We start from the raw sequence: 18415 nt of genomic DNA, 5'->3' as shown, positions 1-18415 counted from the left end.
CGCGCGGGGCGGGCGCGGGCGGTGCGGGGGGCGGGCACGGGCGTCATCCGGGTGCCCCGGCGCACCCCCGTACGGGGGACCGACCGGTCTGACCGGCGGAGATGACCGGGTGGAAGTTGTACACAATCGCCAGAGAATCGCGAGGAAGGGGCCCAATCGTCGGCATCGTCGGCATCGCGCCGCTACCGTCGAGATGTGAAGGCCATTCGTCGATTCTCCGTGCGCCCCGTCCTTCCCGAACCCCTGAGGCCGCTCAGCGAGCTGGCGCGCAATCTGCGCTGGTCCTGGCACTCCGAGACCCGCGAGCTGTTCCAGGCCGTCGATCCGGCCGCCTGGGAGTCCGCTGGCGGTGACCCGGTACGGATGCTGGGGTCCGTACCCCCGGAGCGGCTGGAGAGCCTGGCCGCCGACAAAGGCTTCCTGCGGCGGCTCGCCGTCGTCAGCGGAGACCTCCACGACTATCTGTCCGAGCCGCGCTGGTACCAGGGCGAGAGCAACGAACTGCCGCGCGCCGTCGCCTACTTCTCCCCCGAGTTCGGCATCACAGCGGCCCTCCCGCAGTACAGCGGCGGCCTCGGCATCCTCGCCGGGGACCACCTCAAGGCCGCCAGCGACCTCGGCGTCCCCCTCATCGGCGTCGGTCTCCTCTACCGGCACGGCTACTTCCGGCAGAGCCTGTCCCGCGACGGCTGGCAGCAGGAGCACTACCCCCTCCTCGACCCCGACGAGCTGCCGCTGGAGACGCTGCGCGACGCCGACGGCAGGCCCGTGCGCGTCGCGCTCCGGCTCCCCGGCGGGCGCTCGCTGCACGCCCACGTCTGGCACGCGCGCGTCGGCCGCGTCCCGCTGCTCCTCCTCGACTCCGACGTGGAGGAGAACGCGCCGACCGAACGCGATGTGACCGACCGGCTCTACGGCGGCGGCAGCGAACACCGGCTGCTCCAGGAGATGCTGCTCGGCATCGGCGGCGTGCGCGCCGTGCGCGCGTACTGCGCGGCGACGGGCCACCCGCAGCCGGAGGTCTTCCACACGAACGAGGGACACGCCGGGCTGCTCGGCCTGGAACGCATCCGCGAGCTGGGCGAGGGCGCTGAGGGTGCCGGGGGTGCTGAGGGGTCCGAGGGCTCCGGGAGCGGGGGACTGGACTTCGACGCCGCCGTCGAGGCCGTACGCGCGGGCAACGTCTTCACCACCCACACCCCCGTCCCCGCGGGCATCGACCGCTTCGACCGCGAACTCGTCGCACGCCACTTCGGCGAGGACGGCGAACTGCCGGGACTCGACGTCCAGGACATCCTGCGGCTCGGCATGGAGAGCTACGCGGGCGGCGAGGCCAACCTCTTCAACATGGCCGTCATGGGCCTGCGCCTCGCCCAGCGCGCCAACGGCGTCAGCACCCTGCACGGCTCCGTCAGCCGCGGCATGTTCGCCGGGCTCTGGCCGGGCTTCGACGCCGAGGAGGTGCCCATCGCCTCCATCACCAACGGCGTACACGCCGCCACCTGGGTGGCCCCCGACGTCCCCGGCGAGCCGTACCTGCTGCCCGACGCGGAGCTGTGGGAGCTGCGCCGCACCCTGCGCGAACAGCTCGTCCACGAGGTGCGCGCCAGGCTGCACGCCTCGTGGCGCCAGCGCGGCGCGGCACAGGCCGAGTTGGGGTGGGTCGACGGGGTGCTCGACCCCGACGTGCTCACCATCGGCTTCGCGCGCCGCGTCCCCTCCTACAAGCGGCTCACCCTCATGCTGCGCGACCGCGACCGGCTGATGGAACTGCTGCTCCACCCCACCCGGCCCGTCCAGATCGTGGTGGCGGGCAAGGCGCACCCGGCCGACGACGGCGGCAAGCGCCTCATCCAGGAACTGGTGCGCTTCGCCGACGATCCGCGCGTACGCCACCGGATCGTGTTCCTCCCCGACTACGGCATGGCGATGGCCCAGAAGCTCTACCCGGGCTGCGACGTCTGGCTGAACAACCCCCTCCGCCCGCTGGAGGCGTGCGGCACGAGCGGAATGAAGGCCGCGCTCAACGGCTGCCTCAACCTCTCCGTGCTCGACGGCTGGTGGGACGAGTGGTACGAACCGGACTTCGGCTGGGCCGTCCCCAGCGCGGACGGGGCCGCGGCCTCCCACGAGGAACGGCGCGACGACATCGAGGCCGCCGCGCTCTACGAACTCGTCGAGGACCACGTCGCACCCGCCTTCTACGACCGGGGCACCAGCGGCACGGGGCTGCCCGAACGCTGGATCGAGATGGTCCGCCAGACGCTCTCCCGGCTCGGGCCCAAGCTCCAGGCCGACCGCATGGTGCGCGACTACACACACCGGCTCTACGCGCCCGCCGCGCGCGCTCAGCGCGAGCTGGAGGCGGGGGCCGCGCGCGAACTGGCGGCGTGGAAGGCGCGGGTCCGCGACGTGTGGCCGCACGTCGCGGTGGACCACGTGGAGTCCACGGGCCCTGCCGGGCCCGTGGACGCGACCGGCACGCCGGGAGTGGCCGGCGACGCCATGGAACTGGGGACGGCGCTCGCGCTGCGGGTGCGGGTCGCGCTCGGCGGGCTGGAGCCCGGGGACGTGGAGGTCCAGGCGGTCGCGGGCCGGGTGGACGAGTCGGACCGCATCACCGGGGCGGACGCGGTACGGGTGCCGCTGAAGCCGACGTCGGGGCCGGATCTGGAGGGGCGCTGGCTGTACGAGGGGCCGCTCGCGCTCGACCGTACGGGGCCCTTCGGCTACACGGTCCGCATCCTGCCCGCACACCGGCTGCTGGCCTCACCCGCCGAACTCGGCCTGGTCGCGGCACCACCGGAGGACGACGCGGCGTCCGTCTCGGGGGAGGCGGCGGGGGTGCTGATGAGGTAGCGCTGCGCTTGGCTGTTTGGCGTTTCGGGTTGCCCCTTCGTCGGGGGTGTTGCGCGGGACGGTTCGCCGGTGAGGTGGGCACTGTAGGGTCCCGCGCTGGTTTTTGTACCGTTGCACGGGCGCTGCGCGGGGTGCGTGGGTGGGTGGGGTCGGCGCCGCGCCGGGGCGTCTCCTCGGGCGGCGACAAGTGCGGGTCTCGTCTGCGTGTTTCCGCCGTCACTCGTCGCCACCACTTGCGGGGACACCCCACCGCGTCCCCTCCCAGGAACGTGGCCGACAGCACGTCCGCTCCCATTGCTGTGGGCAAGCGTCCCGCTCGGCGCGGGTATGCCGCGGCGGGGAAGTCTCCCCGCCGCGGCAGGCGTCAGCTCACCTTGACGCCCGTCCAGGCCGCCTCGACGGCCTTCGTTTCGGCGCTGCCCTCGCCGAAGAGCCCGTTCGCGGCCTTCACCGTCGCCTCACGCGCCCCCTTGTAGTCCGTGTTGGACGTCATGAACTCCGTGAGGGCCTTGAACCAGATCTTCTCGGCCTTCTCGATGCCGATGCCCTCCACCTTGGAGCCGTCGGCCGTCGGGGAGTTGTACTTGACCCCGTTCAGCTCCTTCTCACCGCTGCCCTCGGACAGCAGGTAGAAGAAGTGGTTGGCGATGCCCGACGAGTAGTGGACGTCCACGCCCCCGGCGTTGGAGTCCCAGTAGTCGAGGGAGTTGCCGTCCTTGCTGGGCTCGTCCATGTAGCGGAGCGGCGTGCCGTCGCCGTTGATGTCGATCCGTTCGCCGACGAGGTAGTCCGGCACGTCGGTCTTGTTGTCGACCTTGAACTCGACGCCGGCGGCGAAGATGTCGGAGGTCGCCTCGTTGAGGCCGCCGGACTCGCCCGCGTAGACCAGTCCCGCCGTGGTCGAGGTGACGCCGTGCGACATCTCGTGGGCCGCGACGTCGACGGAGGTCAGCGGGCTCTTGTTGCCCTCGCCGTCGCCGTATGTCATGCAGAAGCAGGAGTCGTCCCAGAAGGCGTTGACGTAGTTGTCGCCGTAGTGGACGCGGCTCGCCGCGCCCTTGCCGTCGCCAGCTATGCCCTCGCGGCCGTGCACGTCCTTGAAGTAGTCCCAGGTCACGCCCGCGCCGTAGTGCGCGTCGACCCCGGCCGTCTGCTTGTCGGCCGCGGTGCCGTCGCCCCACTTGTCGTCGTCGTCGGTCAGCGGCTCGCCGTCGCCGCTCTCGCCGTTCGCGAGGTCCGTGGTGGTGTTGCCGCCGCGTGCGGTGTCGGTCAGCGTGTAGGAGCTGCCGGAACCCTCGGTACCCAGCTCGACCGAGCCGCTGTACTGGCTCTCACCCGTGCCCTCCTGGATGCCCTGGAACTCGAAGAGCTTCTTGCCCGAGGAGGCGTCGGTGATGACGTGCATCCGGTTCGGGGCGCCGGACTTCTGGGTGCCGCCGACGACCGTCTCCCACGCCAGGGTGGGCTCGCCGTCCCTCGCCCAGACCACCTTGCGGGGGGCCTCGCTGCCCTTCGCCTTCGGCGTCGCGGGCTTCTTGGAGGCCGCGGCCGTCGTGCTCGCGACGGTGATCTCGGCCTTGGTGGCCTTGGTGACGCCCGTGCGCTTCCCGGACTTCGCCTTGTGGACCACGAGGTCGCCGCCGAGGACGGGGAGTCCGTCGTACGTGCGCTCGTAACGGGTGTGCGTGGCGCCGTCCTTGTTCTTGATGACGTCCTTGACGTGCAGCTTCTCCTTCGGGCCCAGCCCGAGCGCCTCGGCGTCCGCGGCCTTCGCCGCGGGTGCGTCGGCCGTCTTGACGAGGTCGGCGTGCTGGCCGGCGGAGAGCTGCGCGGGCAGCGCGCCCTGCTGGAAGGCGGACTCCTGGGGGCCGGGCCCGGCGTTGGCCGTGCCCGCCGTGACGCCCGCCGCGACCAGCGCGGCGGTGGCGACGAGCGCCCCGGAAAGCCGGGTGACGCGCTGCTTCTTGTTGAGGTGTCGCACGCGGTGGCTCCTTCTGCCGTGGGGGGCCGGACGCGACCACGGTCAGCGGCCGTCGTCCGGGCAGAACGGTGGAACGGTGATGCGGGTGGGACATGTGCGTGCCGAGTGGTACGTGTGTACGGCACGGAGGGCAGACTGCCACCGCAGGTATGTACATGTCACCGGTTTCTGTCGGTACTCCTTGGACGATGACCGGATTTCGTTCGTTGACACGAAGGCCGCGCCCACATAGCGGACGCGGCCTTCGGTTCGGGCGGGGGTGCTCGGTGCTGTGTTACGCGGTGAGCTTCCAGGAGTTGATGTAACCGGAGTCGGAGGTGTAGATGTCGGTCACCCTCAGCTTCCAGGTGCCCTTCGCGACCTCCGAGGACGCGTTGACGGTGTACGTCGTCTTCACGTTGTCCGCCGAGTCGGAGGCGCTGGTGTTCTTGAGGCGGTAGGCCGTGCCGTCCGGCGCGACGAGGTCGATGCGCAGGTCACCGCGGTAGGTGTGGACGATGTCGACGGCCACGGAGGTCGTCGCCGAGGCGTTGCCCGCCTTGTCGATGGTGACGGGGGACTCGACGCTGCCCGGGTCCGGGATCTGGTAGTCGGTGGTGTTCTCGTTGCCGCCGGGCGGGGGCTCCTCGCCACCGGGACGGCTGCCGACGTTGACGGCCGCCCAGGCGTGGGCCACGGCGTTGTACTGGGTGCTGCTCTGCCCGTACAGGTCCGCCGCTGCCTGGAGGGTTCCGGTGCGGGCCGCCGCGTAGTTGGTGGTGGAGGTGAAGCGCTCGGTCAGCGCCTTGTACCAGATCTTCTCGGCCGCAGCGCGGCCGATGCCGGTGACCGGCAGGTTGTCGTACGTGGGGGAGTCGTACGAGACCCCGTTGACGACCTTCTGGCCGCTGCCCTCGGACAGCAGGTAGAAGAAGTGGTTGGCCACGCCGGACGAGTAGTGGACGTCGACCCCGCCGATGCCCGAGTACCAGTTGTCCTTCGACGCGCCGTCCTTGCTCGGCTTGTCCATGTAGCGCAGCGGCGTGCCGTTGCCGTTGATGTCGATCTTCTCGCCGACGAAGTAGTCGCCGACGTCCTTCGCGTTGTTGGCGTCGAACTCGACCGCCGCCGCGAAGATGTCGGACGTCGCCTCGTTGAGGCCGCCGGACTCACCGCTGTAGACGAGCTTGGCCGTGGCGGCGGTGACGCCGTGCGTCATCTCGTGGGCCGCGACGTCGATGGAGGTCAGCGGCTTGCTGTTGCCCGAGCCGTCGCCGTACGTCATGCAGAAGCAGGAGTCCTGCCAGAAGGCGTTGACGTAGTTGTTGCCGTAGTGGACGCGGCTGTAGGCGCCCACGCCGTCGCCGCGGATGCCGCTGCGGCCGTGCACGTTCTTGTAGTAGTCCCAGGTGAGGGCCGCGCCGTAGTGTGCGTCCACGCCCGCGGTCTGGGTGTTGGACGGGGTGCCGTCGCCCCAGACGTCGTCGGCGTCGGTGAAGAGGGTGCCGGTGCCGGAGGTGCCCCGGTTGAGGTTGTACGTCTTGTGGCTGCCGCGCGCCGTGTCCGTCAGCGAATACTGGCTGCCGGAACCCGCGGTACCCAGGGTGACCTGGCCGCTGTACTGGCTGTTGCCCGTGCCGTTGTGCACGGCCTGGTACTCGAAGAGCTTCTCGCCCGTCTTCGCGTCGGTGATGACGTGCAGCTCGTTCGGGGTGCCGTCCTTCTGGGTGCCGCCGACGACTTTCTCCCAGGCGAGTACGGGCTTCCCCTCGGCCGCCCACAGGACCTTGCGGGGCGCGGTGCTGCCCTTGGCCTTGGACTTGGCGGGCTTGTGCGCGCCGGACGCCTCGGTGCTGGAGACGGATATCTCCGCCTTCGTGGCCTTGGTGACGCCGGTGGTCTCACCGGACTTCGTCTCGTGCACGACGAGGTCGCCGCCGAGGACGGGGAGTCCGTCGTACGTGCGCTCGTAGCGGGTGTGCGTCGAGCCGTCGGCGTTCTTGACGACGTCCCGTACCTTCAGCTCTTCCTTGCCGCCGAGGCCGATGGCCTTCGCGGTGGCCGGTTCGGCCGCGTCCGCCTCGCGGATCAGCTCCGCGCGCTGGGAGGGGGAGAGCTTGACGGGGAGGGCGCCGGGGTCGGCCTTGGCGGCCGGGGCCTTCGGGCCTTCGCCCGCCGCTGTGGCGTGGGCCTGAAGGCCGAGGGTGAGCATCGCCGAGGCGGCGACGACCGCTCCGGCCGCGGCAAGGCGCTGACGGGGTCTGTGTCTCACGCTGAACTCCTTCTGCGGGGGGTGGTGCAGAACTGGTGGAGCTCCCCGGGCGCGACACTGCGGGCCGGGGGCGCGTGGGGGGAGTTGAGGCGCCGTGCACAGCGAGGGAAGAGTGGCACCGAAAGGCTGTCCGTGGCACGGGAGTGACGCAAAGTTGGCCAGAAGTCGTCCGTTGACGAAAAAACGGTGTCCGCTGAGCGAACCTGACGGTCACGGGTGGCGCCGCGCGGCGGAATCAACGGTTCCCTGACCTGCGACGCGGCGGAGGCCACGGCTCCGCGGCCGTTCCGCTGCTGTGGCGCCGGGCCGTCGCGCGAACGTCACGACCTGGACAAGCTGTCCCGCCAGGCCCGGTGCAGCCCCGCGAAGCGGCCCTCGCCCGCGCTGTCTGAACCGTCCGCGCTGCCCGTGCCGTTCGCGCCGCCTGTGCCGCCTGTGCCGCCTTTGCCGCCCGCGATGAGCGCGTCCGGCGCGCCGTCCTCCACGATCCGCCCGTCCTCCATCACCAGCACCCGGTCCGCTATCAGCACGGTGGAGAGCCGGTGCGCGATGACCACGGCCGTACGGCCCCGCAGCACCGTCGCCATCGCGCGCTGCACCGCGCGCTCGCCGGGGACGTCGAGCGAGGACGTCGCCTCGTCGAGGATCAGCACGGACGGGTCGGCCAGCAGCGCCCGCGCGAAGGCCACGAGCTGCCGCTGCCCCGCCGAGATGCGCCCGCCACGCTTGCGGACGTCCGTGTCGTACCCGTCGGGGAGGGCGGCGATGAAGTCGTGGGCGCCGATGGACTTCGCGGCGTGCTCGATCTCGGCGCGGGTGGCGTCAGGGCGGCCGATGGCGATGTTCTCGGCGACCGTCCCGGAGAAGAGGAACGCCTCCTGGGTGACCATGACGACCCCGGAGCGCAGCGTCGGCGTGTCCAGGTCGCGCAGATCGGTGCCGTCGAGGAGGACCCGGCCCGACGACGGGTCGTAGAAGCGGGCCAGCAGCTTGGCGAGGGTGGACTTGCCCGCTCCCGTCGCGCCGACGACGGCGACGGTCTGCCCGGCGGGCAGCGTCAGATCGAAGCGGGGCAGCACCTCGCCGCCCGTGCGGTAGGCGAAGCGGACGCCGTCGAAGACCACCTCGCGGCCGGGGCGTGCGGCGTCGCGCGGGGGCAGCGTCCTGGGCTCGGCGGGCTCGGGCACGGACGGCGTCTGGGCCAGCAGCCCGGCGATCTTCTCTAGCGAGGCGGCGGCCGACTGGTACGAGTTGAGGAAGACACCCAGCCGGTCGATGGGGTCGTACAGCCGCCGCAGATACAGCGCCGCCGCGGCGAGCACGCCGAGCGCGAGACCGCCCGAGGCGACGCGGTAGGCGCCCCAGACGACGAGCGCGGCGAGGGCGACGTTGGCGACGAGGCGCGAGCAGACCACATAGCGCGCCAGCTCCAGGATGGCGGCGCCGTTGACCTCGCGGTGCGCGCCGTTGAGCCGCGCGAACGCCGCGTCGTTCGCGCGCTCGCGGCGGAAGGACTGCACGGGGTGTATGCCGTTCATCGTCTCGGCGAACTTCACGATGACGGAGGCGATGGCCGTCGACTTCGTGCGGTACACGCGCAGCGAACGGTGGTGGAAGTTCCGCACGAGCAGGGACAGCGGCACGAACGAGAACAGCGCGGCACCGCCGAGGCCGACGTCCAGGTAGAGCAGCATCGCGAGGATGTAGACCGTGGACAGCAGCACGGCGAGCAGTTCCTGCAGCCCCTCGTCGAGGAGTTCGCGCAGCGACTCGACGTCCGTCGTGGCGCGGGATATGAGGCGCCCGGAGGTGTAGCGGTCGTGGAAGTCGACGCTGAGGGCCTGCGCGTGCCGGTATATACGCCCGCGCAGCTCCAGCAGCACACCCTGGTTGACGCGGGCCGCGGCGAGGATGAAGGCGTGCTGGAAGGCGCCGGACGCGAGCGCGCAGAGGAGATAGGCGGCTCCGACGGCCAGCAGCGGGCCGGAGTCCTCGTGCTCGCGCAGGGCGGGGACGGCGCGGTCGATGGCGAGCGCGACGAGCAGCGGGCCCGCCTGGACGGCGGCCTGCTGGAGGAACAGCAGCAGCGCCGCGACGGCCACGCGCCCGCGGCGCGGGCGCAGGAGCGACCCGAGCAGCTTCCGTGAGGCGCCCGGGGGCGCGGGGAGGACGTCCCGGGTGAAGGGGTCGTCGGCGGGAGCGGGGTTGGGGGCGGGGTGGGGCTCGGGCGGGTGCGCGGTGCCTGTGCTTGGGCCGGGGCTGGACGTGGGGGAGCCCGTGCCGGTGCCGGTGCCGGAGCCTGCGCCTGCACGGGTGCTGGTGCCCGTGCAGGCGCTGGTGCTCCTGCCAGTCCGGCGGGCGGTGATGTGGCCAGTGCCAGTGCCAGTGCCGGTTTCCGTGCCGGTCCCTGCGCCCGCACGGGTGCCGGTTCCCGTGCCGGTGCCGGTGCTGTTTCCCGTGTCGGTGCGGCGGGCGTTGACGTGGCCGGTGCCGGTTTCGGTGTCCATGCTGGTCCCGGTGCTGGTCCCGGTGCCGGTCCCTGCGCCCGTGCTGGTGCTGTTGCCGGTTCCCGTGCCGGTGCGGCGGGCGGTGACGTGGCCGGTGCCCGTGCCTGTGTCGGAGCCCGTGCCCGTGCCCGTGCCCGTGTTCTTATCCGTGCCCGTGCCGGGGCGGGGGTCCTCTTGGCCGCTGTGCGCGTTCGCGCCGCGTACGGTGCTGGTCAACGCTCCCCCTCGTCCCTGTCGTCCTCGTCTCCGTCGTGGTCCTCGCCGGACATCAGATGGCGGTACTCCGTGTTGCTCCGCAGCAGTTCGTGGTGGGTGCCCACGGCCGTGACGCGTCCGCCAGAGAGCAGCGCCACGCGGTCGGCCAGTTGGACCGTCGAGGGCCGGTGCGCGATGACGAGCGCGGTGGTGCCGGTCAGCACCTCGCGCAGCGCGGCCTCGACCGCCGCCTCCGTGTGCACGTCCAGCGCGGAGAGCGGGTCGTCCAGGATGAGGAACCGGGGCTGCCCGACCACGGCGCGCGCGAGCGCCAGCCGTTGCCGCTGACCGCCGGAGAGGCTCAGCCCCTGCTCGCCGACCTGGGTGTCGGCGCCCTTGGGGAGCGCACCGACGAAACCATCGGCCCGCGTGACCCGCAGCGCCCGCGCGAACGCCTCCTTCTCCCCGGCCTGTTCCTCGTCCGTCTTCCTCCCGTCGTCCGAGGCGCCCATCAGCACGTTCTCGCGCACGGAGGCCGAGAAGAGGGTCGGCTCCTCGAAGGCGACGGCCACTCGTGCGCGCAGCGCGTCCCGTGGCATGTCCGCGATGTCGGCGCCGTCGAGCGTGATCCGTCCGGCGGTGGCTTCGTGGAGCCGGGGCACGAGCGCGGCGAGCGTCGTCTTGCCGCTGCCCGTGCCGCCGACCAGGGCCATGGTCTCGCCCGGGTGTATGTGCAGATCGACGCCTTCGAGCGTGGCGGGGGAGCCGGGCGCCGCGTCGGGATAGCGGAAGCCCACCCCGTCGAACCGCAGCCCGCCGTCGGCCTCCTCGTCCCTGCGCGCGCTCACACCCGTGTGCGCGGGCGCTGGCGCGTCCGCCGGCAGGGGCGCGTCCATGACCTCGAAGAAGCGGTCAGCGGCCGTCGCCGCCTCGTTGCTCATCGCCAGCAGGAACCCGATCGACTCCACGGGCCAGCGCAGCGCCAGCGCCGTGGACAGGAAGGCCACCAGGGTCCCGGCCGACAGCTCCCCCTCCGCCACCTGGAGCGTGCCCAGCACCAGCGCGGCGCCGATGGCGATCTCTGGCAGCGTCATGACCAGCGCCCAGATGCCCGCCAGCAGCCTCGCCTTGCGCAGCTCCGTGCCGAGCAGCCGCTCCGAGAGGACGCGGAAGGCGCGGGCCTGGCTGCGGTGGCGGCCGAAGCCCTTGATGATCCGTATCCCGAGAACGGCCTCCTCGACCACCGTCGTCAGATCCCCGACCTGGTCCTGCGCGCGACGTGCCGCCACCGCGTACCGCGTCTCGAAGACGGAGCACAGCACCACCAGCGGGATCACGGGCGCGAGCAGCACCAGCCCCAGCACCCACTGCTGCATCAGCAGAATCACGCAGCCCACGAGGATCGTGGCGCCGTTGACCAGCAGGAACGTCAGGGGGAAGGCGAAGAACATGCGCAGCAACTGGAGATCCGTCGTCGCGCGCGACAGGAGCTGCCCGCTGGCCCAGCGGTCGTGGAAGGAGACGGGCAGGCGTTGCAGCCGTTCGTAGAGCCCCGCCCGCATCGTGGCCTCCACCCCCGCGAGCGGCCTGGCCACCAGCCAGCGGCGCAGCCCGAACAGGACCGCCTCCGCCACACCCACCGCGAGGAGCAGGGCCCCGCCCAGCCACACCCCTCCCGCGTCCCGCGCGGCGACGGGCCCGTCCACGATCCACTTGAGCACCAGCGGGATCACGAGCCCCATGCACGAGGCGATGACACCCACGAGCGCGGCGGACATCAGCCGCACCCGCACCGGCCGCACATACGGCCACAGCCGCACCAGCGAACGCACGGCCGAGCGCCGCCCCTCGGCAACGACGGGCGCGGACGGGGACGGGGACACGGACGAGGACGCGGACGCACCGGGCGGCGCTCCGTCCGGTAAGGGGCTGCTGGCGGCTGTGGCGGTCACATTTCACGAGAGTACGGACCGCCACTGACAACGCTCATCCGGTTTTCCCGGCCCGTTCCCCCGGCCCCGCCCGCGCCCCCTCACCACCGTTCTCGCTCCCCGCGCGCTCCTTGCGACACCCGCGCGCGCCCGGGTCCGTACCCGCGCGCCGCCCGTCCGCATGGCATCCCGGGCACCCGCGCCTGAACGCGGCATGCCGTGCCGTGGCGGGAACGGTGAACAACTAGCATCCGTCCATGACCGCGTACGCCCAGCCCCAGCCCGAGCAGCGCAGCCGCGTCCAGCGCCCCGAGCCCCAGGGGAGGCCGCGGCTGGGGGTCGCCGTCATCACCATGGGCAACCGGCCCCGCGAGCTGGAGGCGCTGCTGCGCTCTGTGGCCGAGCAGGACGTACGGCCGACGCGCGTCGTGGTCGTCGGCAACGGCACGCCCCTGCCCGAGTTCCCCGCGACCCTGCCCCCGGTGACCAAGGTCGAGCTGGACGAGAACCTCGGCGTCACCGGCGGGCGCAACGCGGCGCTCGACGCGCTGCTCGCCCACGGAGACGTCGACGTCGTCATCGACCTGGACGACGACGGACTGCTCGTCGGCCGCGACGTCTTCGGCCGCATCCAGGACCTGATGGCGCACGACCAGGGACTCGGCGTCCTCAGCTTCCGCATCGCCGACGAGACAGGGCACACGCAGCGCCGCCACGTCCCGCGCCTGCGCTCGCGCGACCCGATGCGCGGCGGCCTGACCACGACGTTCCTCGGCGGCGGCCACGCGCTGCGCACGCGCATGCTGGAGGAGACCGGCGACTGGCCCGACGAGTTCTTCTTCGCCCACGAGGAGACGGACCTCGCCTGGCGCGCGCTCGACGCGGGCTGGAAGGTCCGCTACGCGCCCGAACTGCTGCTCCAGCACCCGCGCACCTCGCCCGCGCGGCACGCCATCTACTACCGGATGACCGCGCGCAACCGCGTCTGGCTCGCCCGCCGGAACCTCCCGCTCCCGCTCATCCCCGTCTACCTCGGCACGTGGACGCTGCTGACCCTGCTGCGCACGCGCTCCCTCGTGGGGCTGCGGGCCTGGGCGGGCGGTTTCGCCGAGGGGGTGCAGACCCCGTGCGGGGAGCGCAGGCCGATGCGCTGGCGGACGGTATGGCGCATGACCCGGCTCGGACGGCCGCCTGTCATCTGACGCCGGTTGGCTGTGGGCTGTTAGCCGTTATTGGATATTGGTTATCTGTTATCTGATACCCGTCACCTGTTATCCGTCATCTGACACCCGCTGCCCGTCACCCGTCACCCGTCACCCGGCGCAGGTTCCTGATCGCCGGGACGGACAGCAGCGCGGCCGAGACGACGAGCGCCATCGCCCCGCCCAGCAGCAGCACGGTCCGCGCCCCCAGGAGCTGCGCCGCGGGGCCCGCGAGGGCCTGGCCGGCGGGCAGCATCGAGAGCGAGCCCGCGACCTCGTACGCGTGGATGCGGTTCAGCACGGGGCCCGGCACCTGCGTCTGCACGCTCGTCGCCCACATCACGCCCCAGAACCCCATCGCCGCACCGGACAGCGCAGCCCCGCTCATCATCAGCGGCAGCGGCAGGTGCGCGCCCACGGCGGCCGGGAAGAAGCAGGCCCCGAACATCGCGACGGAGCCCGCGCGGAGCTGGTGCAGCGGCCGTATCCGCATGGCGAGCAGCCCGCCGAGCGCCGTGCCCGCGCCGAGGGCCGAGTTGACGAGCCCGTACGCGCCCGCGCCCAGCGACGGGATGATCTCCGACGCGCCCAGCGGCACCAGCGGTCCCGTCGTCGTGATCATGTAGACCATCCAGATGACGATGACGCCCCACATCCAGGTGCGCGCCCTGAACTCCCGCCAGCCCTCGACGAGATCGGCACGGTAGCTGCTCCGGGCCTCCCCAGCAGTCTCCCCGGGCCCCGGCACATCGCGCGGCATCCGCAGCAGCGCCAGGCACAGGGCGCTGAGCGCGTACGTCGCCGCGTGCGCCGCGAAGACGCCGCCCGCCGAGGCGACGGCGACCAGCAGGCCCGCCAGCGCGGGCCCGGCGAGCATGGCCATGGACTCGGCGGTGCGGACGGCGCCGTTGGCGGCCTGGATGTCGCGGGCCACCCGCGGGATCGTGCTGGCGACCCCGGGCTGGAACAGTCCGGCGGCGATCCCGTTGACCGCGCCGATCACACAGATCTGCCACAGCACCACGTGTTCCGTGAGGAACAGCATCGAGGCCAGCCCCTGCGTCCCCACCCGCACCAGATCCGAGCCGACCATCAGCGCACGCGTGTCGAACCTGTCGCAGAAGACCCCGCCGAAGACGACGAAGCCCGCGAAGCAGACCGTGAAGACGGCCAGCGCCCCGCCGATCGCACCGGGGCCGTGCCCGTGCTGGAGCAGCCCGGCCGACAGGGCGATCGGCAGCATCGCGTCGCCGAGCTTGGCGACGGCCCGCGCGGTGAAGAAGAGCAGGAAGTCGCGCGACCAGAGCCTGCCGGGCGGCCCGGACGGAACGGGTCCGGGAAGTGATGGGGGAGACGCGGACGAGGCCGATGAGGCGGACGGGGAAGGAGGGGAGGGGGAGGCAGCGGTCACAAGGCCGTCAGTGTGGTGCGGCCCCCTCGCCCCGTCCACAGGATTAACGGCCGGGCGCCCCGTCCTCCAGCGTCCCTGAAGCCCCTACCGCACCCGCAGCAACCGCACCGAGCGCGCCGGAAGCGGAAGCACCTCACCGGCCTCGTGCACCGTCCCGGGCGGCTCCGTCTGGTCCTCGCGTGAGGTGTCGACGACCAGCTCGTACCGTCGCCCCCATGGCGGCCCCGGCAGCGTGAACGCGCCCGCCTCCGGCTCCGCGTGCAGCACGCACAGGAAGCTGTCGTCCCGCACGGGCGCGCCCTTCGCGTCGCGTTGCGGAATGTCGCGCCCGGAGAGGAACATCCCCAGCGTCCTGCTGGGCCTGAACCAGTCGGGCTCCGTCATCTCCTCGCCGCTCCCCGTGAACCACGCCAGGTCCCGCAGCCCTTCGGGGCCGTGCGGGCGGCCCGAGAAGAACGCCTTGCGCCGCAGTACGGGGTGCTCGCGCCGCAGCCGCAGCAGCCGCGACGTCAGCGCGAACAGCTCCCCCCAGCCGCCCCAGCCGCCCCCGCCATCCCCGCCTTCCCCGTCCCGGAGCAGCGACCAGTCCACCCAGCTCGTCGTGCTGTCCTGGCAGTAGGCGTTGTTGTTGCCGCCCTGCGTGCGCCCCATCTCGTCGCCCGCGACGAGCATCGGCACGCCCGTGGACAGCAGCAGCGTCGTCACCATGGCCCGCAGTTGCCCGCGGCGCAGGGCGTTCACGGCCGCGTCCCCGGTATCGCCCTCGGCGCCGCAGTTCCAGGCCCGGTTGTCGTCGGTGCCGTCCCTGTTGTCCTCGCCGTTCTCCTCGTTGTGCTTGGTCTCGTAGCTGACGAGGTCGCGCAGCGTGAAGCCGTCGTGCGCGGTGATGAAGTTGACGGAGGCGTACGGGCGCCGGCCGCCCCAGGCGTACAGGTCGCTCGACCCCGAGAGCCGGTAGCCCAGGTCCCGTACGTCGGGCAGCGCGCCCCGCCAGAAGTCGCGGACGGTGTCGCGGTAGCGGTCGTTCCACTCCGTCCACAGGGGCGGGAAGGCGCCCACCTGATAGCCGCCGCTGCCCACGTCCCAGGGCTCGGCGATCAGCTTCACGCGCCGCAGCACGGGGTCCTGGGCGATGACGGCCAGGAACGGGGAGAGCATGTCCACGTCGTGCATGGAGCGGGCCAGCGCGGAGGCGAGGTCGAAGCGGAATCCGTCGACGCCCATTTCCTGCACCCAGTAGCGCAGCGAGTCGGTGATCAGCCGCAGGGTCTGGGGCTGCACCACATGGAGGGTGTTTCCGCAGCCGGTGTAGTCGGCGTAGCGGCGCGGGTCGGGCGCCAGCCGGTAGTAGCCGCGGTTGTCGATGCCGCGCAGCGACAGCGTCGGCCCGTTCTCGCTGCCCTCGGCCGTGTGGTTGTAGACCACGTCCAGGACGACCTCGATCCCGGCCGCGTGCAGCGCCCGCACCATCCGCTTGAACTCGCCCACCTGCTGGCCGCGCGTACCGCTGGCGGCGTACGCGGCGTGCGGCGCGAAGTACCCGATCGAGTTGTAGCCCCAGTAGTTGCGCAGCCCACGGCGCAGCAGATGGTCCTCGTGCGCGAACTGGTGCACCGGCAGCAGCTCCACGGCCGTCACGCCCAGCCGCGTGAGATGCCCGATCGCGGCCGGGTGCGCCAGCCCCGCGTACGTGCCCCGCAGCTCCTCGGGGACGTCCGGATGGCGCAGCGTGAACCCGCGCACGTGCAGCTCGTAGAGGACCGAGTCGGCCCATGGGGTCTTCGGCCTGCGGTCGTCGTCCCACGCGTCGTCGTCGTCCACGACGACGCCCTTGGGGACGTGGGGGGCCGAGTCGTGGCCGTCGCGCACGGTGTCGGCCAGGTCCTGCTGCGGCCAGTCGCGCACATGCCCGTAGACCTCGGGCGGCAGCGTGAAATCGCCGTCCACGGCGCGCGCGTACGGGTCGAGCAGCAGCTTCGCCGGGTTCCAGCGCGCCCCCGTCCACGGGTCCCAGCGCCCGTGTACGCGGTACCCGTACCGCTGCCCGGGGCGCACCCCCGGCACGAAGCCGTGCCAGATCTCGTGGGTCAGTTCGGTCAGCGGGCGGCGTGTCTCGGCGCCCAGCTCGTCGAAGAGGCACAGCTCGACGGCCTCGGCGCCGCCCGCCCACAGGGCGAAGTTCGTGCCCGCCACGCCGTCGGGTCCGATGTGGTGGCGGGCCCCCAGCGGCTGCGGGCTCCCTGGCCACACGGCGCCGCGGCCCGCGACGGCACCCGGCTCTCGTCCCCGCTCCTCCGGGACATCGCTCGCCGCGACGCCACCCGGCTCCCACCTCGGGGCCCACGGGGACGCCGGAGCGGACGCGGACCCTCCGCCGTCCGGGTGGCGCGCTGCGGGGGAGCCGTGGCCGTTGGACCGTGGCGGTGACGGGGCACCGGCCAGCCCGTCGGACAGTCCGTCGGCCGGTGCTCCCTGCTCCGGTGCGTGCGACACGTGGCTGCCTCCCGCGGCTCGCGGCTCGGTCGGACCACGGGCGCGCGGCGTCCCGGCCGGGCGCTGGTCTGCGGTCCTCGCCCCGATTCTTCCCGAAAGGGACACCCCGCTCACACGCGTGATCGATTCGTTTCCCGGACGGAGTACGGTCGTTGGTCCCCGCAAACGGCGATCTCGCGGGGGTGCGCGGCGATGGAGTGGTCGGAGTGCGACGGCGGTGCGAGCGGTGCGAAGGGCGCGGAACCCGCGCGAGGGCGCTTCCGCACGCCCCGTAAGTGGCTGTCTGCGGTCCTCGCCGCGTCCGTCTGCGCCCTCTCCGCCGCCTGCGGCGTCGCCGCCGAAGGGAAGCCGTCCGCGCGGTCCATCCGGGTGACCCCGCACGACGAGGCCACGGGCGTGCGCGCCGCCGACCCCCTGGAGGTCTCCGTACGCGAGGGGCGGCTGGAGCGCGTACGCGTCCTGCGCAAGGGCGACGCGCAGAGGCGCGCCCTGCCAGGACGCCTCTCCGGCGATGGGCGCACCTGGCAGCCCGCCGAGGAGGCCGGGAAACTGGCGCTGGCCAGCGAGTACACGGTGGACGTCGTCGCGCTCGACGGAAACGGCCGCCGCACGGCCCGGCACACCACCTTCAGGACCCAGGTGCCCGAGCACCGCTTCATCGGCTTCTTCACCCCCGAGCACCGGCAGACGGTGGGCACCGGAATGATCCCGTCCATCGACTTCACCCGGCCCGTCGCCGACCGCGCCGCCGTCGAGCGCGCGATCACGGTGCGCGCCGAGCCGAGCGTGGAGATCGCCGCCCACTGGTTCGGCCGCTCCCGCCTCGACTTCCGCCCGCGCACGTACTGGCGCCCCGGCACCCGCGTCACCCTCGACCTGCGGCTGCGCGACGTGAAGGCGGCACCGGGCGTCTACGGGGTGCAGCACAAGCGTGTCCACTTCACCGTCGGCCGCGACCAGCGCAGCGTCGTGGACGCGGCCCGGCACACCATGACGGTGCTGCGCGACGGCGCGGTGGCCGACCGGGTGCCGGTCACGGCGGGCGCGCCCGGCAACCCGACGTACAACGGGCGCATGGTCGTCAGCGAGAAGTTCGACGTGACGCGCATGAACGGGCGCACGGTCGGCTTCGGCGGCGAGTACGACATCGAGGACGTGCCGCACGCCATGCGACTCACCGACAGCGGCACCTTCCTGCACGGCAACTACTGGGCGCCCAAGAGCACGTTCGGCTCCGCCAACGTCAGCCACGGCTGCGTGGGGCTGCGGGACACCAAGGGCGGCAGCCCCGGCTCGCCCGCCGGTACCTTCTTCCGCGGTTCGCTGGTGGGCGACGTGATCGAGGTGCGGGGTTCCGACGAGCGCACCGTCGCGCCCGACAACGGGCTCGGCGGCTGGAACATGGACTGGGCGTCCTGGCGGGCCGGTTCGGCGCTGCGCTGACCCGTCGCGCTCCCACAGCCTCCCGCCGCCCCTCCCGAAACTGCGACGGAACGGTGACAATCGCGGGGGACCCGCCTGTCACCGGGGTGTGGTTATCTAACAACGCATACGCGCGTGTCGCGCGTCGGGGGCGCACGCGGGT

General features: G+C 72.4%; 9 protein-coding genes. 3 read left to right on the top strand and 6 right to left on the bottom strand.

What is annotated here, in order from left to right:
• The first annotated feature begins 195 nt into the window (after positions 1–195).
• Positions 196–2859 carry an alpha-glucan family phosphorylase gene (gene glgP / locus ACYVOO_RS17835; RefSeq protein ID WP_461016613.1) on the top strand — a complete coding sequence of 888 codons (2664 nt, stop codon included), beginning with the start codon at positions 196–198 and terminating at the stop codon, positions 2857–2859.
• A 364-nt stretch (positions 2860–3223) separates the two neighbouring features.
• Here the strand turns inward: glgP and ACYVOO_RS17830 are convergent, their stop codons facing one another.
• The 4 genes from ACYVOO_RS17830 to ACYVOO_RS17815 form a co-directional block, all read right to left on the bottom strand.
• A complete protein-coding gene (locus tag ACYVOO_RS17830) occupies positions 3224–4840 on the bottom strand; it encodes a M4 family metallopeptidase (RefSeq protein ID WP_461016612.1) in 1617 nt (538 codons plus the stop codon).
• 274 nt (positions 4841–5114) lie between these two features.
• A complete protein-coding gene (locus ACYVOO_RS17825) occupies positions 5115–7091 on the bottom strand; it encodes a M4 family metallopeptidase (protein ID WP_461016611.1) in 1977 nt (658 codons plus the stop codon).
• A gap of 320 nt (positions 7092–7411) precedes the next feature.
• The gene (locus ACYVOO_RS17820) at positions 7412–9814 is read right to left on the bottom strand and encodes an ABC transporter ATP-binding protein (protein ID WP_461016610.1); all 2403 of its coding nucleotides are present in this window, start codon (positions 9812–9814) and stop codon (positions 7412–7414) included.
• Positions 9811–11571, bottom strand: coding sequence for an ABC transporter ATP-binding protein (locus ACYVOO_RS17815; protein WP_461016699.1), 1761 nt, complete (start codon positions 11569–11571; stop codon positions 9811–9813). The genes ACYVOO_RS17820 and ACYVOO_RS17815 overlap by 4 nt, the downstream gene beginning before the upstream one ends.
• 506 nt (positions 11572–12077) lie before the next feature.
• Here ACYVOO_RS17815 and ACYVOO_RS17810 point away from each other — a divergent pair.
• The gene (locus ACYVOO_RS17810) at positions 12078–12926 is read left to right on the top strand and encodes a glycosyltransferase family 2 protein (RefSeq protein WP_453347264.1); all 849 of its coding nucleotides are present in this window, start codon (positions 12078–12080) and stop codon (positions 12924–12926) included.
• A 97-nt stretch (positions 12927–13023) separates the two neighbouring features.
• Here the strand turns inward: ACYVOO_RS17810 and ACYVOO_RS17805 are convergent, their stop codons facing one another.
• Both ACYVOO_RS17805 and glgX read right to left on the bottom strand, forming a co-directional pair.
• Positions 13024–14337 (bottom strand): MFS transporter, encoded by a 1314-nt coding sequence (locus ACYVOO_RS17805; RefSeq protein ID WP_461016609.1) that lies wholly within the window; start codon positions 14335–14337, stop codon positions 13024–13026.
• An 84-nt stretch (positions 14338–14421) separates the two neighbouring features.
• The gene (glgX, locus tag ACYVOO_RS17800) at positions 14422–16587 is read right to left on the bottom strand and encodes a glycogen debranching protein GlgX (RefSeq protein WP_461016698.1); all 2166 of its coding nucleotides are present in this window, start codon (positions 16585–16587) and stop codon (positions 14422–14424) included.
• A 435-nt stretch (positions 16588–17022) separates the two neighbouring features.
• On the opposite strand from glgX, the gene ACYVOO_RS17795 reads away from it, so the two are divergent.
• Complete coding sequence (locus tag ACYVOO_RS17795) at positions 17023–18273, top strand: L,D-transpeptidase (RefSeq protein ID WP_461016608.1); 1251 nt, start codon at positions 17023–17025, stop codon at positions 18271–18273.
• Positions 18274–18415: the final 142 nt, after the last annotated feature.

Source organism: Streptomyces daliensis (assembly GCF_054782395.1).
This window is presented reverse-complemented; position numbering and strand designations above follow the sequence as displayed.

Bases quoted from the DNA above. Each gene is read 5' to 3' on its own strand.
- ACYVOO_RS17815 (WP_461016699.1), bottom strand. From the start codon at position 11,571: ATGTCCGCCGCGCTCGTGGGTGTCATCGCCTCGTGCATGGGGCTCGTG.
- ACYVOO_RS17810 (WP_453347264.1), top strand. From the start codon at position 12,078: ATGGGCAACCGGCCCCGCGAGCTGGAGGCGCTGCTGCGCTCTGTGGCC.
- ACYVOO_RS17795 (WP_461016608.1), top strand. From the start codon at position 17,023: ATGGAGTGGTCGGAGTGCGACGGCGGTGCGAGCGGTGCGAAGGGCGCG.